The organism is Labrenzia sp. ATLA3 (genome assembly GCF_057180185.1).
In genome coordinates, this window is sequence record NZ_JBXUKV010000003.1 from 150,311 (window position 1) to 173,782 (window position 23,472).

At 59.6% G+C, this 23,472-nt stretch carries 22 protein-coding genes and 1 pseudogene; 11 read left to right on the plus strand and 12 right to left on the minus strand.

The features are described from left to right. Positions 1-59 precede the first annotated feature (59 nt). A complete protein-coding gene (gene torT, locus AC2A6O_RS08595; RefSeq protein WP_498926473.1) occupies positions 60-1,112 on the minus strand; it encodes a TMAO reductase system periplasmic protein TorT in 1,053 nt (350 codons plus the stop codon). Positions 1,113-1,634: 522 nt separating this feature from the next. Here torT and AC2A6O_RS08600 point away from each other — a divergent pair. Further along, complete coding sequence (locus AC2A6O_RS08600; protein WP_353619174.1) at positions 1,635-2,171, plus strand: CAP domain-containing protein; 537 nt, start codon at positions 1,635-1,637, stop codon at positions 2,169-2,171. Positions 2,172-2,229: 58 nt separating this feature from the next. Here AC2A6O_RS08600 and AC2A6O_RS08605 read toward each other — a convergent pair whose 3' ends face one another. Then, positions 2,230-2,715 carry an SH3 domain-containing protein gene (locus tag AC2A6O_RS08605; protein WP_148583605.1) on the minus strand — a complete coding sequence of 162 codons (486 nt, stop codon included), beginning with the start codon at positions 2,713-2,715 and terminating at the stop codon, positions 2,230-2,232. A gap of 201 nt (positions 2,716-2,916) precedes the next feature. Here AC2A6O_RS08605 and AC2A6O_RS08610 point away from each other — a divergent pair, with 201 nt between their 5' ends. Next, positions 2,917-3,399 carry a hypothetical protein gene (locus tag AC2A6O_RS08610; protein ID WP_498926474.1) on the plus strand — a complete coding sequence of 161 codons (483 nt, stop codon included), beginning with the start codon at positions 2,917-2,919 and terminating at the stop codon, positions 3,397-3,399. 22 nt (positions 3,400-3,421) lie between these two features. On the opposite strand, the gene AC2A6O_RS08615 is transcribed toward AC2A6O_RS08610, so the two are convergent. After that, a complete protein-coding gene (locus AC2A6O_RS08615) occupies positions 3,422-4,153 on the minus strand; it encodes a glycoside hydrolase family 25 protein (protein ID WP_498926475.1) in 732 nt (243 codons plus the stop codon). Positions 4,154-4,339: 186 nt separating this feature from the next. On the opposite strand from AC2A6O_RS08615, the gene AC2A6O_RS08620 reads away from it, so the two are divergent. Together AC2A6O_RS08620 and xth are read left to right on the plus strand one after the other, a co-directional pair. After that, entirely contained in the window at positions 4,340-5,533 is a 1,194-nt protein-coding gene (locus tag AC2A6O_RS08620; protein ID WP_498926476.1) for a cation:proton antiporter, read from the plus strand. A 70-nt stretch (positions 5,534-5,603) separates the two neighbouring features. Next, positions 5,604-6,413 carry an exodeoxyribonuclease III gene (gene xth, locus AC2A6O_RS08625; protein WP_498926477.1) on the plus strand — a complete coding sequence of 270 codons (810 nt, stop codon included), beginning with the start codon at positions 5,604-5,606 and terminating at the stop codon, positions 6,411-6,413. A 222-nt stretch (positions 6,414-6,635) separates the two neighbouring features. On the opposite strand, the gene AC2A6O_RS08630 is transcribed toward xth, so the two are convergent. Continuing rightward, positions 6,636-7,610 (minus strand): NADPH:quinone oxidoreductase family protein, encoded by a 975-nt coding sequence (locus AC2A6O_RS08630; protein ID WP_498926478.1) that lies wholly within the window; start codon positions 7,608-7,610, stop codon positions 6,636-6,638. Between the two features lie 165 nt (positions 7,611-7,775). Here AC2A6O_RS08630 and AC2A6O_RS08635 point away from each other — a divergent pair, with 165 nt between their 5' ends. After that, positions 7,776-8,321 carry an RNA methyltransferase gene (locus AC2A6O_RS08635; protein ID WP_148583610.1) on the plus strand — a complete coding sequence of 182 codons (546 nt, stop codon included), beginning with the start codon at positions 7,776-7,778 and terminating at the stop codon, positions 8,319-8,321. A gap of 11 nt (positions 8,322-8,332) precedes the next feature. Here AC2A6O_RS08635 and AC2A6O_RS08640 read toward each other — a convergent pair whose 3' ends face one another. Then, the gene (locus AC2A6O_RS08640; protein ID WP_148583611.1) at positions 8,333-8,905 is read right to left on the minus strand and encodes a sigma-70 family RNA polymerase sigma factor; all 573 of its coding nucleotides are present in this window, start codon (positions 8,903-8,905) and stop codon (positions 8,333-8,335) included. A gap of 251 nt (positions 8,906-9,156) precedes the next feature. Here AC2A6O_RS08640 and AC2A6O_RS08645 point away from each other — a divergent pair, with 251 nt between their 5' ends. Beyond that, positions 9,157-9,666, plus strand: a complete 510-nt coding sequence (locus AC2A6O_RS08645; protein ID WP_148583612.1) for an invasion associated locus B family protein — start codon at positions 9,157-9,159, stop codon at positions 9,664-9,666. A gap of 385 nt (positions 9,667-10,051) precedes the next feature. After that, positions 10,052-11,194: pseudogene (gene rlmN, locus AC2A6O_RS08650) on the plus strand (dual-specificity RNA methyltransferase RlmN); the annotation flags it as partial. A 129-nt stretch (positions 11,195-11,323) separates the two neighbouring features. Here the strand turns inward: rlmN and AC2A6O_RS08655 are convergent. Together AC2A6O_RS08655 and AC2A6O_RS08660 are read right to left on the minus strand one after the other, a co-directional pair. Continuing rightward, positions 11,324-13,510: a xanthine dehydrogenase family protein molybdopterin-binding subunit gene (locus AC2A6O_RS08655; RefSeq protein ID WP_498926479.1), complete on the minus strand. Its 2,187-nt coding sequence runs from the start codon at positions 13,508-13,510 to the stop codon at positions 11,324-11,326. A gap of 3 nt (positions 13,511-13,513) precedes the next feature. Next, entirely contained in the window at positions 13,514-13,975 is a 462-nt protein-coding gene (locus AC2A6O_RS08660; RefSeq protein ID WP_148583615.1) for a (2Fe-2S)-binding protein, read from the minus strand. 180 nt (positions 13,976-14,155) lie between these two features. Here AC2A6O_RS08660 and AC2A6O_RS08665 point away from each other — a divergent pair, with 180 nt between their 5' ends. The 3 genes from AC2A6O_RS08665 to AC2A6O_RS08675 all read left to right on the plus strand — a co-directional run bounded on the left by AC2A6O_RS08665 (position 14,156) and on the right by AC2A6O_RS08675 (position 16,858). Then, the gene (locus AC2A6O_RS08665) at positions 14,156-14,776 is read left to right on the plus strand and encodes a TetR/AcrR family transcriptional regulator (protein ID WP_148583616.1); all 621 of its coding nucleotides are present in this window, start codon (positions 14,156-14,158) and stop codon (positions 14,774-14,776) included. Between the two features lie 166 nt (positions 14,777-14,942). After that, positions 14,943-16,163, plus strand: coding sequence for an argininosuccinate synthase (locus AC2A6O_RS08670; protein WP_148583617.1), 1,221 nt, complete (start codon positions 14,943-14,945; stop codon positions 16,161-16,163). An 8-nt stretch (positions 16,164-16,171) separates the two neighbouring features. Beyond that, positions 16,172-16,858, plus strand: a complete 687-nt coding sequence (locus AC2A6O_RS08675) for a hypothetical protein (RefSeq protein WP_498926480.1) — start codon at positions 16,172-16,174, stop codon at positions 16,856-16,858. Between the two features lie 39 nt (positions 16,859-16,897). Here the strand turns inward: AC2A6O_RS08675 and AC2A6O_RS08680 are convergent, their stop codons facing one another. The 3 genes from AC2A6O_RS08680 to folP all read right to left on the minus strand — a co-directional run bounded on the left by AC2A6O_RS08680 (position 16,898) and on the right by folP (position 19,640). Further along, a complete protein-coding gene (locus AC2A6O_RS08680) occupies positions 16,898-18,199 on the minus strand; it encodes a glycosyltransferase family 87 protein (protein ID WP_498926481.1) in 1,302 nt (433 codons plus the stop codon). A gap of 92 nt (positions 18,200-18,291) precedes the next feature. Next, complete coding sequence (folK, locus tag AC2A6O_RS08685) at positions 18,292-18,807, minus strand: 2-amino-4-hydroxy-6-hydroxymethyldihydropteridine diphosphokinase (RefSeq protein ID WP_498926482.1); 516 nt, start codon at positions 18,805-18,807, stop codon at positions 18,292-18,294. Next, positions 18,804-19,640, minus strand: coding sequence for a dihydropteroate synthase (gene folP / locus AC2A6O_RS08690; protein ID WP_498927070.1), 837 nt, complete (start codon positions 19,638-19,640; stop codon positions 18,804-18,806). The genes folK and folP overlap by 4 nt, the downstream gene beginning before the upstream one ends. A gap of 292 nt (positions 19,641-19,932) precedes the next feature. Between folP and AC2A6O_RS08695 the strand changes: the two genes are divergently transcribed. Next, entirely contained in the window at positions 19,933-21,507 is a 1,575-nt protein-coding gene (locus tag AC2A6O_RS08695) for an alkaline phosphatase D family protein (RefSeq protein WP_498926483.1), read from the plus strand. Positions 21,508-21,651: 144 nt separating this feature from the next. Here the strand turns inward: AC2A6O_RS08695 and AC2A6O_RS08700 are convergent, their stop codons facing one another. Both AC2A6O_RS08700 and AC2A6O_RS08705 read right to left on the minus strand, forming a co-directional pair. Further along, positions 21,652-22,863 (minus strand): multidrug effflux MFS transporter, encoded by a 1,212-nt coding sequence (locus AC2A6O_RS08700; protein WP_498926484.1) that lies wholly within the window; start codon positions 22,861-22,863, stop codon positions 21,652-21,654. Continuing rightward, on the minus strand, positions 22,860-23,321 hold the full coding sequence (locus AC2A6O_RS08705; protein WP_498926485.1) for a MarR family winged helix-turn-helix transcriptional regulator: 462 nt from the start codon (positions 23,319-23,321) through the stop codon (positions 22,860-22,862). The genes AC2A6O_RS08700 and AC2A6O_RS08705 overlap by 4 nt, the downstream gene beginning before the upstream one ends. Positions 23,322-23,472 lie beyond the last annotated feature (151 nt).

A 23,472-nucleotide genomic window follows, 5' to 3' on the forward strand; every position in this document is an offset into this window, starting at 1 on the left:
AACCCCCAAAGTGTATGGAAAAAGGAGCGTGCGTCACGCTCCTTTGTTTTCGTGTCCGCTCAGTCGACTTTGAAAGTCGGCTTGAAGTCGGAGGGGGCGAGCGATTCTTCGAGCGCGAAAGATTTCACATTCTCTTTGTTGACGTTGAAAATCGCGGGACCAACGTGGTCAGCTTCTACGGAACCTTCAAGAAACCGAACGGCCTGGTCGACCGAAATCATCCCCTGCAGCGCCGCGCTGTCAGTCGGAGCGCTTGAGATCAAGCCCCGGCGAATTCCGCGATAAATGGCTGGGGTGAAGTAATCCGAGACCAGTTTTACTTTGTCTTTCAGGCCCTTTTGCCGCACCACGCTCATCGCAACTTCAATCGCGACCGCATTTCCGGCGATATAGTCCACATCAGGGTGTTCTTCGAGAACGTCTTCAACAAGCTTTTGTTGAATTTCCTTGCCGGTATCGCCGTACTTGACGGCAACCAGGTCAATGGAAGAGTCCTTGACGACTTCCCGGAAGCCCTCATCTGTGAACTTTACCCAGCCTGCGCTTTCCGGCCCAGGCAACCAAGCGACTTTGGGGGAATCCGATCCCTTGGGATAGGTTTCGGAAAAATACCGGCCGGCCGAGCGGCCCATGTCGCGCCAATCGACGGCGGCCATTCCTGAAATTCCATCGGGCAAAATCGCATTTACCGTGGCAAAAACAGGCTTCTTCTTGGAAGCTTCGACGACTGTTGGTGTCATCTGATCGTGCGATACAGTACCCAAGAGTATTGCGTCGTAGTTTCCATCAGCGCAGTCCGCCACTTGCTGCTTTTGCTTTTCGAGATTGGGATATCCCCCTGCCTCGAAAAGATCGACAGCCACGCCAATTTTCTGCGCATGCGCAACAACACCGTAGTTTGTCGCGACCCAATAGGGGTCTTTCAGATGCGGAAAAATGACGCAAAGATTCCACTTCTTGGAAGCCTTCTCGACAGCTGTATAACTGGCATCTTCTGGCGAGTTCGAGAAATCATACGGGGGTGTCCACTTGTCGACCTCCCAGGTCTGCCCGAATGCGGCGGAGATTGAAAATGCGGCAATTCCAACCGCTAATGAAGTCCCTTTGAGCATGTCCTTTTATCCCTCAGTTGTTCTGAAATCGATTTCTACTTTAAGTAGCTTTAGTATAGGCATAGTCATTTCTGACAATGCAGCGATTTCTACTAGAATATTTCAACATTTTCCTGAAGATGGAGTTAATGACTTTTCCTGAGCGAGTAATGTAAGTTCTATGTATGAAGTAATACATATAGATTCATTTTTTAACGCTTAGGCAGTTTGGGAGCTGCGATTTCGACCAACTCGAAGTCCGGCTAGGGAAAACAGGTTCAGATGGCTAGTGATTTGGCCGCCTGAACCGAACAATGTCGGATATCGCAAACGCACCGAAACAACTTGGCGATGCCTTCCGGAGAGTTTCCCGTCCCGTCCTCATCGGCTCCCGCTGACCGGCTTGTGCACCGGTTTCAAAGGACACGCGCCGCAATTCTGCTCAAGTGTCGTCCCATCACCTTCCCAAGCGGGGCGAATCATGTGCCTCAATGGGGTTTGGACCCATAAATCTCTTTGATTCTGAGCGGGAGCTTCAACAGCGTGGCTGACAATCCGATGGTTCATCGATCCCTGAAACTCGGCCTCGCCGGTGCGCTGCTGCTCTCGGTCGCCGCCTGCATGGGCGACCGCATGCAGACGCCTCCCTTCTACGAGGATCTGGCGCGTGTCGATGGTGTGGTGGATGCAGCAACGGCCGCTCAGATGATCTCGCAGTACCGGATCAACAATGGGCTATCGCCCGTGACTGCCGATCCGCAGCTTACCTCGATAGCCAAGTCACAGGCTGACGCCATGGCAGCAGCTGGAAACGTGCAGGCCTCGCTTGCTCCCAATCAGCAACTGGCAACGCGCATGGCGTCTATTGGCGAGCCGAAAACGGCTGCTGCCGAAAACGTCAGCGCCGGCTACAGAACCTTCGCCGAAGCCTTTTCCGGCTGGCGGGAAAGCCCGAAGCACAATCAGGTTCTGCTGACAAAGGACGCCACACGGCTCGGCATAGCGACGGCTTATGCGCCAAACGCCAAGCACAAGGTGTTCTGGTCACTGGTCATGGCCGCGCCGAAACCGGCGCAATAACGCCGACCTCGATAAACGCGGTGTTCGAAACACCGTTGCGGATGACCCGGTATGACTCTCAATATGGCTGTATGATAACCGGCCGCGGCGGCGCCTGATAAATCGGGCCCGGAGCGGGAGCGTAGACGGGCCCTGGTGGCGCATATGGAGGGGCGCGGTTGTAGACCGGCCCGCCCCGATAGGGCGGCGCTCCGCCATAGATCGGGTAATCGCGGTAGTAGCGCTGCACACCCAGGTTGATACCCGCGCTCGGGATCGGCCGGCCGTAATAGATGCCTTCACCGCCATAGCTGAGATACTTGCCCGAAACCCATCCCTTGACGTTGGTAAAGGCGGCATCGCACCAGCGGAAGTCGGCTGTACATCCGAAAACGGTAACGCCGCCTCCGCGCGGCACGGTGGCAAGAACCGGATAGTTGGTTCCCGGTCCGGCACGCATGTTGAGATTGGCCGTCGTATAGGCAATCGCCGGCCGTGATTGCGCGCCCGCCGGCAGCGCCATCATCACGGTCGCGGCAAGTGCCAGCGAAAAACGGATCAACATGGTCGAAACTCCAAAGTTCTGCACCCCGATTCACTCAACAAGTGGCTAGCATCGTGGCGAAAGTATAGCGCGACAGGCATCTCGCATCTTTCACACGACAAATGGTGCCCGCTCCACGTTGTATCCGGCTTGCGTCCGATTTGCGTTGGGCAGGCCTTTCAGGCTTGATGGGCGCACAAACAGCCGGGGGGCTTTATGAAAATGAAACGCGTTCAAACTGTTGTGCCTGCCATGGCGCTGTGGCTGGTTGTTACCACGCTTGCGGCAGCCGCTTTTGACGCGCATGCCGGCTATTACTACCCGGAAGCCCAGACCCAGGAGGTTTACATCTCGGATCTTGCGCTGGCTGAAGACACTGGCAAACGCTCGCGCGCCGCATTCGTCAGCGGCCTTGCATCCCAGAATTCCAAGCTGGGTTATCCGCCCGGATATCACTTGTTCGCCAAGGGCACCGAACTGGAAAAACTGATTGTCGTGGCAACGGGAGACGGGCGCTATGACACGTTGTTCAGGCTGCGGGCCCTGCTCGCCTCCCTCACCTCGATGGCCCGCGCAACCGACCTGTTCGCACAGTCAAACCAGCCGCAGGACCTGAATTTTCTCGACCTGTGCAAACTGATCGGCTTCACCCAGGTTACGGTCAGCAACGGCAAGGACGTGACGCACCAGATCAAGGTGCGCTGACGCGACCGCGTCCTGCAAGCCGTCAGCGTTTCAGTTTGCCGTTCAGCCAGTCGCGGTATTGCGATTTCGTCCCGAAAAACGCATTCCGGTCGACGTCGCCCTGCACACCCGGCACACGGCCCTCGGCCGTGTATTGCCAGAACACCCAATCGTTGCGCTGCTCATAGATGTTGTTCGGGAAGCTGGCGACCGAGCGCAGCCAGAACTGCTCGTTCTTGAGCGCGCCGACCAGCCGGTCGCGGTGGAAATCGACAGAGGAATAGATCACGGGTCGCTTGCCGTAATGCCGTTCCATTTCGTCCAGGAAGATCTTCATATCCCGCAGGATTTGAGACCGTCCCGGCCGTTCCCGACAGGTCTTGGAGTGAGCGTTCCATTCCATGTCCAGCACAAGCGGCAGGGCTTGCGGGTCGACGGGAACGATTTCCTTCACCCAGGAAATCTGTTCTTCGACGGGACGGCAGAAATAATAGAAGTGGTAAGCGCCGCGCGGCATGCCAGCCTGGCGTGCCGCGACCCAGTTGTCGACAAAGCGCGGGTCGACGTGGTCGCCCCCTTCCGTCGCCTTGATCCAGGCAAAGGCGACACCGCCCTGCCTTGCCGCCGCCCAGTCGATATCACCCTGCCAGCGCGACACGTCAATGCCGTGCACAGCGTAGTCTTCTGGCGTTGGATCCGGAAAGTCATAAGCTGCACAGGAGCTTAAAAAGATGAACCCGAAAATGGAACAAAACGATTTCGCGATTGCCAGCACAGCGTCCTCGGCAGGGTTAAGAAAGGCTTTAAGTCACCGCACAAAATGACTGGGATTTCCTAACGGAGCGTAGACAAATTCACGATTTCTCCGCGTAAACACGTATCTGTTATCGTGCAGGCAATCGCATAGTGCGGGATTGCGGCGGATCAAAGACATCTGCCCCGCTTCGGCCAATGTAGGACCATGGAAATAGCGACCACACTGATCGCCATTGGCGCTCTTCTGCTGCTCGGCATGCTGGCCGACGAAATCGGTCACAGGACGCAATTGCCCCGTGTCACCCTGCTGATCCTGTGCGGACTGGCCGCCGGTCCGGCCTTTCTGGATCTTCTTCCCGAAAATCTGACGCAGCTTTACGAGACCCTGACCGTTCTGGCCCTGTCGATGGTCGCCTTTGTGCTCGGCGGCAAGCTCTCCAGGGTGCATCTGAAGAACAGCGGCAGAGCCGTCACGATCGTCTCGGCCGCCGCCGTGGTGTCCACAGCGGTCATCGTCTTTGCAGGTCTTGTCCTGCTCGGTTTTCCGCTGGAACTGGCGCTGATCCTGGCCGCACTGGCCACGGCGACGGACCCCGCCGCCACAAGTGACGTCATTCGCCAGTATCGCGCCAAGGGGCCTTTCACGACCATTTTATCCGGCATCGTCGCTCTCGATGACATCTGGGGCATTCTGGTGTTCGCCTTCTGCCTCATGGGCGCACAGGCCCTCATGGGCGGCGACGGCTCGGGCGCATTGCTGCACGCCGTGTGGGAAATCGTCGGATCACTACTGCTTGGTGCGGTCGTTGGACTTCCCGCGGGCTACCTGTCGGGCCGTTTGCAACCAGGCGACCCGACACTTGCCGAGGCGCTCGGCATCGTGTTCCTGACCGCAGGCCTCGCGCTCTGGCTCGACCTGTCGTTCCTGCTGGCAGGCATTGCCTGCGGTGCCATGGTGGTCAACACGGGACGCCACCATTCCCGGCCATTCTATGAAATCGAACACATCGAATGGCCGTTCATGATCTTCTTTTTCGTGCTTGCCGGAGCGGCGCTGCAACCGGATCTTCTTCTAAAGCTCGGACTTCTGGGGGCTGCCTACGTTCTGCTGCGGCTTGCCGGGCGCCTTGCCGGTGGCTGGCTGGGCGGCAAATTCACCGGCGCTGCCGGAACCGGACAAAGTTATCTCTTCGGCCTGTCGCTGCTGCCCCAGGCGGGGGTCGCGCTCGGCATGGCGCTGGTCGCCGCCGAGGTGCTGCCTCACTTCCGGGACGAAATCCTGACCGTCGCCATCGGATCGACAATCGTGTTCGAGCTGCTCGGACCCGCTGCCACCCAGCTCGCGCTGAAATGGGCTGGCGAAACCGGCAAGGCCGGGACGGACGATCCGGAGACCTGAAATCGTTTGCACTCGACGGCCAAATCCGTATGACTTGGCAAATCCCTCAACAAGCCTTGGCAAATTTCCCATGACAGACCGGATCAAACTCGTCACCTGGAACATCAATTCCGTGCGCCTGCGCATGCCGATTGTGGAACAGCTGATCGACGAAGTGTCACCGGACGTGATCTGCCTGCAGGAAACCAAGTGCCCGGACGCCAATTTCCCGGAAAACGCCTTCCGCAAGGCCGGTTACGAACACATGGCCATTCATGGTCAGAAGGGCTACCACGGTGTGGCGACGCTCTCCAGGCTGCCCTTGAGCAACATCGAGAAGCGCGATTTCTGCCAGGTTGGCGACAGCCGCCATGTGGCTGCGGATGTTCCCTTCAACGGCTCCAGCATTCGCGTGCATAATTTCTATGTTCCGGCAGGCGGCGACGAGCCGGACCGCACGATCAACCCGAAATTCGGCCACAAGCTTGATTTCATGAACGAGATGCTGGGATGGCTGAAAGGCGAGGAAACTGCGAAACCGGCCGTTCTGGTCGGCGATCTCAACGTCGCCCCCTACGAGCACGACGTCTGGTCGCACAAGAAGCTTTTGAAGGTCGTCTCGCACACACCGGTCGAAACGGAGCTGTTCGAACAGGTGCGCGAAGCTGGCGGCTGGCTGGACGCCATGCGCCAGTTCACGCCGATGGACGAAAAGCTCTACACCTGGTGGAGCTACCGCGCCAAGGACTGGGCCGCCGCCGACAAGGGCCGCCGCCTCGACCACGTCTGGGTCTCGCAGCCGCTCGCCCCGCATGTGAAGGGCACCACGGTGCTGCGCGACGCACGCGGCTGGGAAAAGCCGTCCGACCACGCCCCGGTGATCGCGGAATTTGCGGTCTGAAGTCAGCCCGGGCAAGCGGCCCATCCTTCGAGACAGCGCTTTGCGCTTCCTCAGGATGAGGTGGTTCCTTTTGGATCCTCCCGGATTTGCCAAAACCAGAGCCTCATCCTGAGGAGGACCGCAAGGTCCGTCTCGAAGGATGGGCCACGTGCTCGACAGACAGCACCCGGATTGACCAAACCTGGAAAGATCGCGCACCGTCCATCAAAGACATCGTGCACCTCAAGGCGTCACAATCACCTTGCCCTGCACCCGGCGCGCAGCGATTTCCTCCAGCGCCTGAGGGGTCTCTTCCAGCTGGTAGACCCCGTGGATATGCGGTTTCAGCTTGCCCTCGCCGACCCAGGTCAGAAGCTCTTTCATGTTGCGACGGTGGCCATCCGGGTCCTTGTCGAGAGCAGCGCCCCAGAAGACGCCACGAATGTCGCAGCCTTTCAGCATGACGATATTGAGCGGGATCTTCGGGATGTCACCCGCGGCAAAGCCGATCACCAGAAACCGCCCCTCCCAGGCCGTTGCCCGTATCGCCTGCTCCGAAAGATCCCCGCCAACCGGGTCGTAGACGACGTCGACACCCTTGCCGCCGGTCAGCTCCTTCAGGGTTTCCTTGAGAGGTTGAGCCGAATAGTTGACCGTCATATGCGCACCGAGCGAGCGGGCGAAGGCGAGTTTTTCCTCCGATGAAGCGCAGGCAATCACCTTAGCCCCCATGATCGCGGCAATTTCCACCGCCGCCTGACCGACGCCTCCAGATGCACCCAGAACGGCAACGGTTTCGCCCGGCTTCAGTCCGGCGCGGTCACGGTAGGCATGCAGCGTGGTGCCGTAGGTCACTGTCAGACCCGCCGCGACTTCAAAGGAAATATCATCCGGCAACGGAACAAGATCAGCCGCGGCAACCACCACTTTTTCCCGCGCCGCGCCCCAGCGCATATAGCCCATGACCCTGTCACCGGCAGCAACCCCCATGACATCGTCACCGACCGTTTCGACCACACCGGCAAACTCGGCACTTGGCGAAAACGGCATCTCCGGCTTGTACTGGTACTTGCCCCTGATGATCAGCGTATCGAAGAAATTGAGCGCGCAGGCCTTCACCCGCACCACGACCTCACCCGGTGCGGCAACCGGATCGGCAATCTCTTCGACAACCAGAGCCGACGGCGGGCCGAAGGTTTTGCAAAGACAGGCTTTCACGGCATCCTCATGAGGTTGAATGGGGCAAAGCGCCGGTCGCGCTGTGTTGACGGAGACGTTAGCAAGCCATGCTCAAGTCGGGAATTGGCTTTCCGGATAAGCTCGGAACTTTCAGCTCTGACGAAAGTCGGCTATGAGGCAGCCAGATCGAAAACGGACGAACTGATGCGCGGATACTTTGCAATCGGGGCCGAGGGCCTCTCCAAACGGATGAACCTGGGCACCTTGATGCGTTCCGCCCATGCGTTCGGCGCCAATTTCTTCTTCACGGTGGATGCCGACCACAAGCTGCGCAAGGCGCCGCCCTCCGACACCTCCAAAAGCCCCGGCCACCTGCCGGTTTTCACCTGGGACAGTGTCGATACCATGGACCTGCCCAGGGGCTGTCAGCTTGTCGGCATCGAGTTGACGGACGAATCAATCGAATTGCCAAGCTTCGGCCATCCGTTACAGGCAGCCTATGTGCTGGGACCCGAGCGCGGGTCCCTGTCGCCCCAGATGCTGGAACGCTGCGACCACGTGGTGAAGATCCCGACCAAATTCTGTATCAACGTCGCCATGGCCGGCGCAATCGTGATGTATGACCGCCACCGGGCCCTCGGCCGCTACGCGGATCGCTCCATCACGGCAGGTGCCCCGAAAATCGAACGGCCGAAGCATGTCAGCGGCGGCCCGGTGATGCGCACGGGCCGCAAGGTTCCGGGAACCTGAGCCGGACGGTATCAGTCCACATCCACGGATGAGTCGGTTTCCAGAAGCTGGCGCAAGCGTCCGAAGGCAAGCCTGATGCGCGATTTGACCGTCCCGAGGGGCAAGCCGGTTTCTTCGGCAATTTCGCTATGCGACTGACCTGAAAAAAATGCCAGGCGAATGACATTCCGCTGTTCGTCAGGGAGCTGCGACAAAGCGGCACGCACGCGGTCTTCCCGCAGCCGGGCATCCATTTCTTCGGCGATATCCGGCAAGGGTGTCGGTTGCAGGGACGGGTCTTCCTGATCCAGCGCGGCGGACTTCTGGCGGCGAATCCTGTCGATCCGCCGGTTGCGGGCGACACGAAACAGCCAGGTGCTGGCATTGGATTTTCTGGGATCGAACAAATCCGCCTTGCGCCACAACGTCATCATCACGTCCTGGGCGACTTCCTCCGCAAGAGCCTCGTCGGCCCCCTGCTTCATGAGATAGCCTTTCAGGCGCGGCGCAAAGTGATCGAACAGCTCAATAAAAGCCGCCCTGTCCCGGTCTTTCGCCACTTTGACAATGAGATCGGAAAAATACTGCACCTGCGCCAAAGACAATCAATCCCCCCTGCCGATACATCTTCTTTAGCAGGTTCGGCATAATTCGAAAGGGGGTCAAGCAGGCCTGCCACACTGTTGCCGCGATTAAACGCAAAGCGGTTAGGTTGGTGCACGCACCGAAAACAGAAAAACAATTGCCGGGCTTCAACCCTTTCGTAACCCGCTTTAAGTTATCATTAAAGCAAGGTTTATATGTCAGACGGCAATTGAACTAAATTTGACGGAAACTCAAATCCAACGGTGTGGAGATGATGAAAGCAAAATCGCTGGTTCTGGCCATCGCAGGTCTTGCCGTTTCGAGTGCAGCGGCTTTCGCACAAACCCCGACACTTCTGAAGCAGCACAAGGACTGGGCGGCCTATGCGCTGACCAGCGGTGGCGGCAAGGTGTGCTACGCGCTCACCAAACCGACCACGTTGCTTCCCGGGGATCGAAATCACGGCGACGTGTTCTTTTTCGTGACCACACGCCCGGCGGAAGGCGTTTCGTCCGAGCCGAGCCTGCTGGTCGGTTATCCTTTCAAGGATAAATCCTCGGTCAGCGTCGATATTGATGGCAAGGGCTTCACGCTCTTCACCAACAATGACGGGGCCTGGGTAGAGAACGCTGCAACCGAAGCGCAACTGGTCGCTGCCATGAAGGCAGGCCGGGAAATGACGGTATCGGGCGAATCCAGCCGCGGTACCAAGACCACCTACAAGTTCTCTCTGTCCGGCGTCACCGCCGCGATCGACGATTCCAACGCTGCCTGCCGCTAACGCGTTCAGGCAGCGGCTTCTCCGGCTTTCCCCTGCATTTGCAGGGCGAAAGGCCGAAGCCGGCAGGTGGTTTCCTCTCAAATTCGACTTTACCCCGGACGGGCTCAACAGCCTTTCCGGGCCATTTCCGTTTGGCCAAAACACCTCTGCATAGCTCCCCTGCACGTCGAGAAACTTGATTTTCGGCGCTTTTTGTGGTGTTAGGTGCGCTTGAATTCAGTCCTGCGAGGCAGGTGCCCGGCGACCGCGTCGTCTTGTTACAAGACGCTCAGACACCTTGCCGGACGAGATTACGGATCACGACATGGCAATTACGCTCGACATCGCGCGGGACAATCCCAACGCGCAAACAGTTTCAGCCGCAGCCGGCGCCGTTCTGCCCGGCGAAGACAAGCCGACGCTGATCGGCCTGTCGCGCGAAGAACTGGGCGAAGCGCTCGGAACCATCGGCGTGCCGCAGAAACAGTGGCGCATGCGTGCGTCCCAGCTCTGGCACTGGCTTTATGTGCGCGGCGTTTCCGACTTTTCGCTGATGACGAATATCGCCAAGGACCTGCGCCAGAAGCTGGCCGAGGCCTTCACGATTGCCCGCCCGGAAATCGTGTCCGAGCAGATCTCCGTTGACGGCACCCGCAAATGGCTGTTCCGCTTTCCCGCACGCAGCGCCGGCCGCCCTGTGGAGGTTGAAACCGTCTATATACCCGAAGAAGGTCGCGGCACGCTCTGCGTTTCTTCCCAGGTCGGCTGTACGCTGACCTGCACCTTCTGCCACACGGGCACGCAAAAGATGGTCCGCAATCTGACGGCTGAAGAAATTCTGTCGCAGATCCTGATTGCCCGTGACCGGCTGGGCGATTTTCCGCATGCGGACACCCCTCAGGGCGCCATCGTGCCGTCCGAAGGCCGGCTGGTGACCAACATCGTCATGATGGGCATGGGCGAGCCGCTCTACAATTTCGACAACGTCAAGAAGGCGCTGCTGATCGCTTCCGACGGCGACGGCCTGTCGCTTTCCAAGCGCCGCATCACCCTGTCGACCTCCGGCGTCGTGCCGGACATCTTCCGCACCGGTGAAGAGATCGGCTGCATGCTGGCCATCTCGCTGCATGCGGTCCGTGACGAATTGCGCGACGTGCTTGTGCCAATCAACAAGAAATGGAACATCAAGGAACTGCTTGACGCCTGCCGGCAGTATCCGGGACTGTCCAACGCCAAACGCATCACCTTCGAATATGTGATGCTGAAGGACGTCAACGACAGCAACAAGGACGCGCTGGAGCTGGTACGCCTGCTCAAGGGCATTCCGGCCAAGATCAACCTGATCCCGTTCAACCCGTGGCCGGGCACCGATTACGAATGCTCCGACTGGGAGCGGATCGAGGAATTCGCCGACATCGTCAACCGCGCCGGGTATGCCTCACCAATCAGAACGCCGCGCGGCCGTGATATCTTCGCCGCCTGCGGCCAGCTGAAATCGGCATCCGAGCGCATGCGCAAGAAGGACCGCGAGGCTCTGGCGGCTTCCTGAGGCCCCTTTCCTCCTGAACGAAAAAACGGCGGCCCTTGGAGCCGCCGTTTTTTGTTGATCAGATGAAATCAAGGCAATCCGAAAAAAGACCGCCCGCAGGCGGCCTTTCTCGTGCGCTGTCCTGAAGGCTCAGACCAGACCGGCCTTTGCCAGCGGCAGGCTGGTTGCCCATTCGCCCTTTGCAGCGGCGATCGCATTGGCAACGGCCGGACCGATCGGCGGAGTGCCAGGTTCCCCGATACCGGTTGGCGCTTCGTTCGAGGAAACGATATGAACCTCGATCTCCGGCATGTCGGACATGCGGAGCGGCTCGTAGGTGTCGAAGTTGGTTTCTTCGACAACCCCGTCCGCAAGCGTCACCTGATTACGCAGGATAGCACCAAGACCGTAGCCGATGCCGCCTTCGACCTGCGCCCGGATATTGTCCGGGTTAATCGGCGTGCCGCAGTCGACCGCCGCCGTCACCTTTTCCACCTTCACCGTGCCGTCGTCGCGGAACGAGACTTCCGCAACTTCCGCCACATAGGAGCCGAAGGACTTGTGCACGGCGACGCCGCGATGACGCCCCTCGGGCAGCGGGGTGTCCCAGCCGGCCTTTTCGGCAGCCAGCTTCAAAACGCCCACCTTGCGCGGATCGTCCTTGATCATCTCAAGACGATAGGCAACCGGGTCCTTGCCGGCTTCCTTGGCCAGGCGGTCGACCATGGTTTCCATGACGTAGGCCGTGTGGGTATGCCCTACCGAGCGCCACCACAGCACCGGCACCTGCGTTTCCTGGAAGGACTGATCCATGTTCATGAGCGGAAACGCATAAGTGGTGTCATGCGCGCCTTCTGTCATGTTGTGGTCGACACCATCCTTCATCAGCATGGCTTCGAAAGGCGTTCCCTTGACGATGGACTTGGCCGCGATGTTGTACTTGAACGCCGTCACGTTGCCTTGCTCGTCAAGCCCGACCCGCAGCCGGTGAGCCGACATCGGACGGTAGTAACCGCCCGCCATGTCGTCCTCACGCGTCCAGACGATCTTCACCGGAGCCGGCGCCATGCCGGCAGCCTGCATGGCCTTGGCCAGCGTGGTGATTTCCACGACGGGATGCGCATCGGCTTGGGCCCGGCGCCCGAAAGACCCGCCTGCCCACAGGGTGTTGATCTTGACCTTCTCGAACGGAATGCCGAGCACGGTGGCCGCCACGTTATGGTCGATGGTCGGGATCTGGGAAGCGAACCAGAATTCCGCTGTTTCACCGTCGAACATCATGGCGATATCCAGTGGCTCCATGGCACCATGGGCCAGGAACGGGAAGTCGTATTCCGCTTCGATGACCCTGGCAGAGGCTTCCAGGGCCGCATCGACGTCGCCGTCCTCGCGAACCTTCACACCCGGTTTGGTGGTCATGTCCTTGAGGTCTGTGATCATCGCATCGCTGGACCGGGTCTCGGCCTCGGCGTCGTCCCACTCGATCTCAAGCAGGGACCGGCCCTTGATCGCCGGCCAGGTCGACTTTGCAATCACCGCGACCCCATTCGGGATCTGCAGCACATTGACGACACCCGGCACCTTCTTGGCTTCGGTGGCATCGAACGACTTCACCTTGCCGCCAAAGCGGGGCGAGCGGGCAACGACGGCAACCAGCAGATCGTCGCGCTGGAAATCCATCGTATAGGTCTTCGGAGCCCCCACGGTCTTGTTCTTGACGTCAAGACGCGGGAAGGACTTGCCGATATAGACCCACTGGTCCGGTGTCTTCAGCACCGGTTCTGCCGGAACGTCCTCGTTGGCGGCAAGACCCGCCAGCTCACCCAGGGTCGCGGACTTGTCCGAACCATGGGAAACGACGCCGCCCGACACGGTGATCTCACCAGCCGGCACACCCCATTCCTTTGCTGCAGCAGCAACGATCATCGCCTTTGCCGCGGCACCGGCCTGACGGTATTGCATGAACGAGTTGGCCATAGCCGTGGAACCGCCGGTGCCCTGAACGCCGAACAGCGTGTTGGCATAAACCTGCGGATTGGACGGGGCGAATTCAACGCGAACCTGCTCCCAGGAGGCGTCGAGCTCATCGGCGACCAGGGTACTCAGACCGCTGGCCGTCCCCTGCCCCATGTCGAAGTGCTTGGAAATCACCACGACCGTGTTGTCCGGACGGATGTGAACGAACGGCTGGATGAACTCGCCCTCAGCGGCCAATGCGGCCGAGCGCGGCAGGTTCATGGCAAGCACGAGACCGCCGACGGCACCGGCAGATATCTTCAGGAAGCTGCGCCGGGTCGGCGTCGCGGCTGCCAGCGGTTGTTGCAAGAGATGCAGCATGGCTCAGGCCTCCATCTTGTCTGAGGCAAGGTGGATGGCCTTGCGGATCCGGGCGTAGGTGGCACAACGGCACACGTTGCCATCCATGGCGGCGTCGATGTCCTCGTCGGTCGGCTTGGGCGTTTCGGCAAGCAAGGCTGTCGCGGCCATGATCTGGCCGGACTGGCAATAACCGCATTGCGGCACGTCCAGCTCGTTCCAGGCGGCCTGCACGGCGGTTGCCGCCTTGCTGTCAATACCTTCGATTGTCGTGATTTCGGCACCTTCAAGGTCACCGACGAACGTCTGGCAGGAGCGGATCGGGACTCCGTCCCAGTGAACCGTGCAGGCACCGCAAGAGGCGATGCCGCAACCGAACTTCGTCCCCGTCATTCCCAGTTCGTCTCGCAAAGCCCACAACAGGGGACTTTCGGGATCCGCGTCGAGCGTGCGCGTTTCCCCGTTGATTTTTAATGTCACTGACATGAGGAGGCGTCTCCTTTGGCTGGCCAAATCTGGCTAAAGGAAGTAAACTACACCGTGCAGTTTAGTTCGTAACTGCACATCTGTAAACGCCAGAGTTTACATAGGGCGCGAATTTTGGGATTAAAGAGGCGGGGGCCTGTCAACCGGCAGATAATGCAACGGGGTCTATATGAGTAGATAATGTCCGTATCGGATCAGAAGAAGAAGCAGATCGTTCAGGCTGCAATCGCGGAGTTTCAGGAAAAGGGTTATGCCGGAGCCAGCATGGACCGGATTTCCGAGCGAGCCCACGTTTCCAAGCGCACGGTTTACAATCACTTTGAAAGCAAGGACGTGCTTTTCAAGGAGATCAACCAGTGCCTTGCCGACCAGATCAACTCGGCGCTTGAAGTCTCCTACGACCCGGCAGCCCCCATTCGCGACGCCCTGGTGCGCCTGGGCTGGGCGGAAGGCGAACTCATGATCAACCCTTGCTTCATGAGCCTGGCCCGTATGGTCATGAGCGAAACGATCCGCGACCCGGCCCTTGCCGCCGATATGGACAGCCGCATGACCAAGATCTCCGTCTTTACAGAGTTCATGGAACGCGCCACCCGCGAAGGCAAGCTCACCGCCACCGATCCGGCCCTGGCCGCAAGCCAGTTTCTTGGACTGATCAAGGCCCATTCCTTCTATCCCAACATCCACAGCGGCCGGGTGACCACCCGTCTCGAGATGGAACGGATCATTGAGGAAAGCGTCGACATGTTCCTGGCCCGATACGGCGCCAAGCCAACCGCGCAAACGGTCGCGGCACGGTAACGGACGCCCGCCGCAAATCTCCGATATGGCAGATCGACCCGCGTAGACCCAAACGCGACGAAATGAGTGCATTCCAGGGCTTGCGCCGTCCAGAGAACCGGCTAAATTGCCGCAAATTTTCATCGGCGGGCAACCGCCAGGAACAGCGAACTGGATTTTTCCCAAAATGGCGCATGGTGACATCAAAAAAGTCGTGCTGGCCTATTCCGGCGGCCTCGACACCTCCATCATCCTGAAATGGCTGCAGACCGAACTGGGCTGCGAAGTGGTGACCTTCACTGCTGATCTCGGCCAGGGCGAGGAACTGGAGCCGGCGCGCAAGAAAGCCGAAATGCTCGGCATCAAGGAAATCTACATCGACGACTTGCGCGAGGAATTCATCCGCGACTTCGTCTTCCCGATGTTCCGCGCCAATGCCGTCTATGAAGGCGTTTACCTGCTCGGCACCTCCATCGCCCGGCCGCTGATCTCCAAACGCCTGATCGAGATTGCCGAGGAAACCGGCGCCGACGCCATTGCACACGGCGCAACCGGCAAAGGCAACGACCAGGTTCGTTTCGAACTGTCCGCCTACGCCCTGAACCCGGATATCAAGGTGATCGCCCCCTGGCGCGACTGGAGCTTCAAATCCCGGACGGACCTTCTGGAATTCGCCGAACAGAACCAGATCCCGGTTCCAAAAGACAAGCTCGGCGAAGCTCCGTTCTCTGTCGACGCCAACATGCTGCACTCCTCTTCGGAAGGCAAAGTGCTGGAAGACCCGGCCGAGGAAGCACCGAACTACGTGTTCCAGCGCACGGTTGACCCGACTGAAGCTCCCGACGAAGTCACCTACATCGAAATCGGCTTCGAAAAGGGCGACGCCGTCTCCCTCAACGGCGAGAAAATGTCTCCGGCAACCCTCTTTGCCAAACTCAACGACTATGGCCGCGACAACGGCATCGGCCGCCTCGATTTGGTCGAGAACCGCTTCGTCGGCATGAAGAGCCGCGGTATCTATGAGACGCCGGGTGGCACCATCCTTCTGACGGCGCACCGCGCCATGGAATCCATCACGCTTGACCGCGGTGCATCGCACCTGAAGGACGAGCTGATGCCGCGCTACGCCGAGCTGATCTACAACGGCTTCTGGTTCTCTCCGGAACGGGAGATGCTGCAGGCCCTGATCGACAAGAGCCAGGAACATGTCACCGGCTCCGTCAAGCTGAAGCTCTACAAGGGCAACGTCATTCTCGTCGGCCGGTCCTCGCCCTATTCGCTCTATTCCGAAGAGCTGGTCACCTTCGAGGACGACCAGGGCGCTTACGATCAGAAGGACGCTGCCGGCTTCATCAAGCTGAACGCCCTGCGCCTGCGCACCCTCGCCAAGCGCAACCGGATCGGCTGAGGTCTGACATGACAAGACCGGCGACAGCAAACCTTGAACAGGACCTTGCTGCCGCCGGTTTTTTATTGCTCGGCGGCTTTGCCCCGGACGGCTCCGTTGCCGTTCCGCCTCTTGCCGGCGGCAAGCAGGCCCGAATCCTTCTGCTCATCGGAAGCACCGGACCATCAATCTGGCCGCACCTAACGGCAAGTCCGGAATACAGGAGCGGCCAAGCGGACCCGCTTGACCGCTACACGCGGCGCACACTTCTGGAGATTGCCGAGGCATCTGGCTACGAACCGGTGTTTCCGTTCGAAGGCCCGCCCTATTACCCCTTCCAGCAATGGGCGATGAAATGCGGCGGCTTCTCCCAAAGCCCCCTCGGCGTCCTCGCCCACCGCACCTACGGCCCCTGGGCCGGCTTCCGCGCAGCTTTTCTGAGCAGTGAACCACTTTGGACAGGAACATCTGACGGTCTGCCCGGCCCCTGCGAGACCTGCGAGGACAAACCCTGTATCGCCACCTGCCCGGCAGAGGCCCTGTCGCTGGAAACCGGCTACGACGTTCCTGCCTGCCGGACGCACCTTTCGGAAGACAGGATGCTGGCCTGCTGGACCGGCTGCCTTGCCCGCCGAGCCTGTCCTGTCGGCCGTGACCATAGCCAGGCCCCGGACAATGCCCGATTCCACATGGAGAGCTTTATCGGACTTTGTTAGAGCCAACCGACGGAGTAGCCCGGATTTGGAGCTCTGGCCCTATGGTGCTTGCACCATAGGCTTCTGACACCCAGCGACTCTGCCTGCTGATGGGGCGTTCCTGAAGCAGCAACAGGCGAGTGCCAGAACCAGAACAGCCAGGAACAAAATCGAACCTGAGAAGTAGAACGCCGCGGTGGCGTCATACTTTTCGGCAATGTCGTGCAGGACAGGCGCGGACCAGAGCAGCCCGGCGGCGGCCTGAAGGCCCACCGGCCAATGAGGTCTGACCTTGACCAGCAGAAGCAGGGCCATCGCGTAGATCAACCAGTCGTAGAACAGGAAAGATGGTGCCGCCAGGCACATTGCCAGCAGGCAGAAGGCCACCGCCTCTTCCCTCGGGCGACGGCGGGCAAGGAACCAGACAGCCACCGCAAAAGCCGGCATGACGAGCAGTTGCAATGCCTTCCTGAGGTCGGGTTGCACGCCGAATTTTCCGACAGAATTCCCGACCGTTACCATCATGTTGTGCAGCGCCTCGAACTGGACCGCATGCACGCCACTTGACAAGGACGTAAAGAATGCCTGCCAGACCTCGAGGCCGTAGACGGCGACGGACAGCGCCGTCAGCCCACAGGTTCCGAGCGCGGCGACAGCGAAGGCACGCCAATCCCGATTGGCTGCAAGGAAGACGGGCACCAGAACGCCGTACTGCGGCTTTATCGTGAGCACAGCCAGAGCGAGCCCCGTCAGCACTGGCCGCGTCCGGCTAAACAGCAGGGCGAACAGAAGCAGGAAAGTCGTGATTGGAGCAAGTTGCAAAAGCTGAAACGAATAGAAAGCCCCGCTCGACAGAAGCACGAAGACATAGGGCCACAGACCGAGCTTGAGCCGGATCATGTGAACGGACATCAGCAGGCAAAAAACACTCAGCACCATAAAGGCGGCTTTCGCCCCCGGATAACCTAGGTACGTGAGCGGTTCGAAGAACAGAAAGGCATGAGGAGGGTTCAGGAAGAACAGGAATTTGTTGCTCTCTGAAAATGCCTCCGTGAACCTGTAGTAATCGTAGGCATCGGACGCAATGCCAAGCCGCGCCATCTCGCCAGCACGGTAGAAGGCGGCGAAATCCTCGTTTTCCGCAACACCGACACTTTGCGCGAAGGTAAATGCGCCGCCGTCGTCGTAAAGCCAGGATGCAAGGAGAAGCAGTGAAGTGGAAAGCAGAATGAATACGAAAAGTGGCCCGGCAAAGCGGGTACTCAGATCCTCCGACCTGAGCATTCCCAGATAGAACTGTCTGACCTTGCCAATCACAACCTTGCCCCCTGCAACGACATGCCGACTGTAAATGGAGGACATGAAGTGCGCCCCGCTTGCGACAGTTTAGGACGTGTTTGGTTGAAATTTTCCAAAGGAAGCGGGATTAGGACCGCCGCATACGCATCAACAAATCACCCGTCCAGCCTCACAACCCCCTCCTGATCCGGACAGCTTTCCAGTGCCTCCATCGCGGTGCGGCCGTCGCCGAGGGGGGCGTCGGGCCAGATTTCGGCGAGCGGGATGAGAACGAAGGCGCGGTCGCCCATGCGCGGGTGCGGGATTTCGAGGTTGTTTTCGGCAACCCTTTGCAGGCCATAGATCAGAACATCGATATCCAGCGTCCGCGGTCCCCAGCGCACATCGCGCACCCGACCCAGTTCGGCCTCGATCTCCAGGCATCGCTGCAACAAGGCCTGCGGGCTCAAGCTGGTATCGATCACCGCGCAGCAATTGCGGAAATCATCCTGCGGCACCGGGCCCCAGGGCGGCGTCCTGTAGTCGGAGGAGCGGGACACCAGCATGATGCCGGGTGTCGCCTCCAGGCGGCGGATGGCTTCGTCCAGATTGGCCTTCGGATCTCCAAGGTTGGATCCAAGCCCGAGCGCACAGCGGGTCGGGGCATCGGCCATCGCACTTTCAGCATTCATTCGACAGGGTTCCGTTCCAGGCGGGTTGCCTCGATCATACGCGCGCAATCGGCATGTGGACTTACGTCATGCGTCCGCACGATGGCAGCGCCCTTCAACATGGCCGTCATGTGGACGGCAACGGATCCGAACAGCCGGTCCTCCGTCTCCGCTTCCAGCACGGCGCCGATCATGCGCTTGCGCGACGCGCCAGCCAAAAGCGGCAGACCATGTTTCCTAAGCGTTTCGAAGCGGTTCAGAACAATGAAATTCTGATCGATGGTCTTGCCGAAACCGAAACCAGGATCAAGGATCTGCTTTTCCCGCGCAATCCCGGCCTTTTCCGCCAGGTCCATCGAGGTTTCGAAGAACCGGTCGATGTCAGAAAGAATGTCCAGTCCGGCGTCGGCAGCAAGACGGTTATGCATCATGACCACATGCACGCCTGCCTCGGCAACGACGTCCGCCATCGCCGGGTCCTTTTGCAGGCCCCACACATCATTGATGATGAGTGCCCCTGCCGCGCAAGCCCGGCGCGCGATCTCCGCCTTGTAGGTGTCGATGGAGACCGGCGTGCCCATTGCGATTACCTGATCCAGGATCGGATCGAGCCGCGACCACTCCAGATCCAGCGGCACCGGTTCCGAACCCGGCCGCGTGCTTTCGCCGCCAACGTCCAGAATATCGGCGCCTTCCAGAATCATTTCCTGCGCGCGCTTCAAGGCGGCATCCGCATTGGCGTGGCGCCCACCATCGGAAAAGGAATCCGGGGTCACATTCAGGATCCCCATCACGTGGGGACGTTGGCTTCCAGCGTCGAAACGCGGCGGTTCATAGGCTGTCGGGCTCGGCATCATGGCGTCCTTTTGACGGTCAGGCACGTGTTTGGCCCGTCTGACACCGACGGTCAAGCGGCACCAATGCGACCTCGCCCTGCCTTGCCCCATCGCAGGGCTGTGGACGATCACGATTTGGAAGCAATTTGGAGGTTCAATCGTTCCGTAGCGGTTTTCGGCAATCCGGACACACCGTCATCAAAAATTCGGGAAACGGTCTTGGAACAGACATGCGTCTGTCACGGAGCTTCAGCACCAGATGTTTCGCCAAGGGACTCGCCCCCGCGGTCCCCAGCCACGGAGCTTGAAAATGCCTTCAAAAGTTTCTCGACGCAATTTCCTGAAATCATCTGCTGCCACCGGTCTGGTGCTGGCTTCGCCGCTGGCCATGCCTGGCCTGTCCCGCGCCGCCTCGCGCCCGCAGATCACCCATGGCCTGCAATCCGGCGACGTTGACGGCAATTCCGGCATGATCTGGGCCCGCTCGGACCGCCCCGCCAGAATGCTTGTGGAAGTCGACACCACCGGCGCTTTCGAATCGCCGCGCCGGCTCGCCCCGATCAATGCGCTTCCCGATTCGGATTTCGCCGTCAAACGGCTCATTGAAAATCTGCCGTCCGATCAGGACATCTTCTACCGCGTCGCCTTTGCCGACCTGAACGACGTCAATGCGGTGTCCGAGCCGATGACCGGCCGATTCCGCACGGCGCCCGCCTCCCGCCGCGACATCCGCTTCGCCTGGTCTGGCGACACTGTTGGCCAGGGCTGGGGCATCGATACCGACCGCGGCGGTCTGAAGACCTACGCCACCATGGCAAAGCATCAGCCGGACTTCTTCATCCACTCCGGCGACACGATTTATGCCGATGGCCCGGTGAAGGAAACCGTCGAGCTGAAGGACGGGACCGTCTGGAAGAACATCGTCACGGAAGAAAAATCCAAGGTTGCAGAAACGCTGGACGAATATCGCGGCCAGTGGAAATACAACCTTCTGGACGAGAACCTCAAGGCGTTCAACGCGGAAGTTCCGACGTTCTTCCAGTGGGACGACCATGAAGTCGTCAACAACTGGTCTTCCTCCAAGGATCTCCTGTCCGACGATCGTTACAGCGAAAAGAACATCCACCTGCTGGCCGCCCGTGCAGGTCGGGCTTTCCACGAACTGACCCCGATCCGCTACACACCGGCTGAACCTGGCCGCGTCTACCGCAAGATCGCCTATGGTCCATTGCTGGACGTGTTCTTCCTGGATCTGCGCTCCTATCGCGGCCCGAACGGCGCTTCGATGGAAGACAGCATGACGCCGGCGTCCCGGATCCTCGGCGCCGAGCAGCTTGCCTGGCTTAAGCGTGAACTGGTGAATTCCAACGCCACCTGGAAGGTCATCGCCTGCGACATGCCAATCGGCCTGATCGTCTGGGACAACTGGAAAGAGCAGGAAGGTGCCGAAGCGGTCGCCAATGGCGATCATGGCGCTCCGAAAGGCCGCGAACTGGAATTCGCCGATCTGCTGCGCTTCATCAAGACGGCCGACATCGACAACATCGTCTGGCTGACGGCCGACGTCCATTACACGGCGGCGCATTACTACAATCCGGACAGGGCCCAGTTCCAGGACTTCAAGCCCTTCTGGGAATTCGTGTCCGGCCCGATCCACGCCGGCACCTTCGGCCCGAATGATCTCGACATGACCTTCGGTCCGGAACTGAAATACATCAAGGCTCCGACTTCCGAACAGGGCGCCAACCTGCCCCCGTCAATGGGACTGCAGTTCTTCGGCCTGGTCGACATCGACGGCCAGAGCGAACAGCTCACCGTCCGCCTGATGGATCGTGACGACGTCGAACTGCACGCCGTCACGCTGGATCCGGTTCGCAAGGCCTGATCTGAGTTTTTCAGACAAAGAGCGGGCCGGGAAACCGGCCCGTTTGATTTTTCCACTCTCCCAGCCAGCCGCGCCGTTTCCGCAACCTCCGGCAAGGACGGAAAGGGATCGGAAGATAAGGGCGACGGGAAGCGACCCGCGCGTCTACTCCGCTGCCGCTGGCTGGCGGATCTGGCTGCGCAGGAACAGATGAAAAATGATTCCGACGATGGGCATGCCCGGCAGAATGAAGGCGAGGCCAAGGATCGGTTCGCCAAGCGCGGCAATTGCCAGGCTGGCGACGATGCCGCCGCCGAACTGAAGGAAGCCGAGCATGGAAGACGCCGAGCCGGCAATATGCGGGAAAGGCGCCATGGAGTCGGTAAAGCTGGCCGGCAGAACCAGGGCCAGCGAGAATGTGAACAACGCCACCGGCCCCATCACCGTCAGGATTGTCGGCTCATGGGTCAGCGTGACGTAACACATCAGCGTTGATGCCACGACCCACAGAGAGAGACCATAGGGCACCAGCTTGCGCGCTTCGAAGTAGCGCAGCAGACGGCCGGTCAAAATGGTGCCTGCGATGAACGAACCCGACTGGATGATCATGGTCAGCCCGAAGGCGGACGGTGTCAGGCCGACTTCATAGATCAGGATGAAGGGCAGAACGGTCGCGAGCGCGTAAAGATTGCCGAGCCCAAAACCGATGAGAAGACTTGGCGCGAGGAACCTCGGGTCCTTCAGCAAGGTCATATAATTGACCGCAAGTTGCCGCGGATTGAGGTGATGCTTGCCCGGCTTTGGATTGGTTTCGACCTGGAACACAAGCACGGCAACCATGAGCAGGGCGCCGTAGATCACCATGCACCAGAACACTTCCTGCCAGCCGAACAGCTCCAGCACGATGCCGCCGATTGTGGGCGAGATCGCCGGACCAAGCGCCAGCATCATCGCAATCGTATTCATGATCTTGGCGGAAGCCTGACCGGTAAACTGGTCGCGAACGATGGCGCGCGACACCGCGATACCAACCGCAGCGCCGACACCCTGAAGCGCACGGGCGAACACCATGAATTCGACAGTTGGCGAGAAAGTCGCCAGCACGCTTGAGACGAGATACAGGATCAGGAAGGCAATCGTGACCGGTTTGCGTCCGAAAGCGTCGGTCAGCGGCCCGCACACGAGCTGCGTGACGGCAAAACCGGCAAAATAGGCCGTCAGGGTAAGCTTGACCGCTGAATCGGTGGTGCCGAAGGCTTCGACGAGGGCCGGCATGGCCGGTGTGTAAAGCGCCATTGAAATGGGGCCGATGGCAACGAGCCCGGCCCCAAGCAGTGAAGTGCGTCTTGCGCTCATGATAGAGCTATCGGCAGTCATTTCTGTTTCCCTTTGGAAACCTCCTGCAGCAGGCTGTCCTTCATCGTCTGCAGAAGTGCTTCCAGTATCGGTCCTTGATCCGCGGGAATTCCCTCAAGCGCCTTTGAGCGCACTTGCTGAAGGGCAGTCCCAATTCTGTCAAGCAACGGATCGGCCAACGGCGTCAGCTCGATTATCTTGGCCCGGCGGTCTTTCGGGTCCTGACAACGTTTGATCAATCCGGCTTTTTCGAGCGTGTCGAGATAACCGACAAGGGTCATCGGCTCGACGTACATCGCGTCTGCCAGAACGGCTTGCCGTTGACCTGGCAGACGCCAAACATAAAACAGCGTACGCGCTTCTCCGGCAGTCAGACCAGTGTCAACCTTGGATAGTTCCGCTTCGAAGTTCCGCCGCAACAACCGCGCCAGATCAACAACCAGCATGGTAACACCGACATTCGGAGTTGGAAGTGCCATCGCCGCCCCATTTTAGTAAGGTTACCTTACGAATACGGCTCTTCTGGAAGCTCTGTCAATGCGTAGATGTGACATTGCATTGCACAATTCCCTCGCGCCACGTATAAAGGCGCCAAATTCGGCATGGATGCCGATCCATAGCAATTCAACT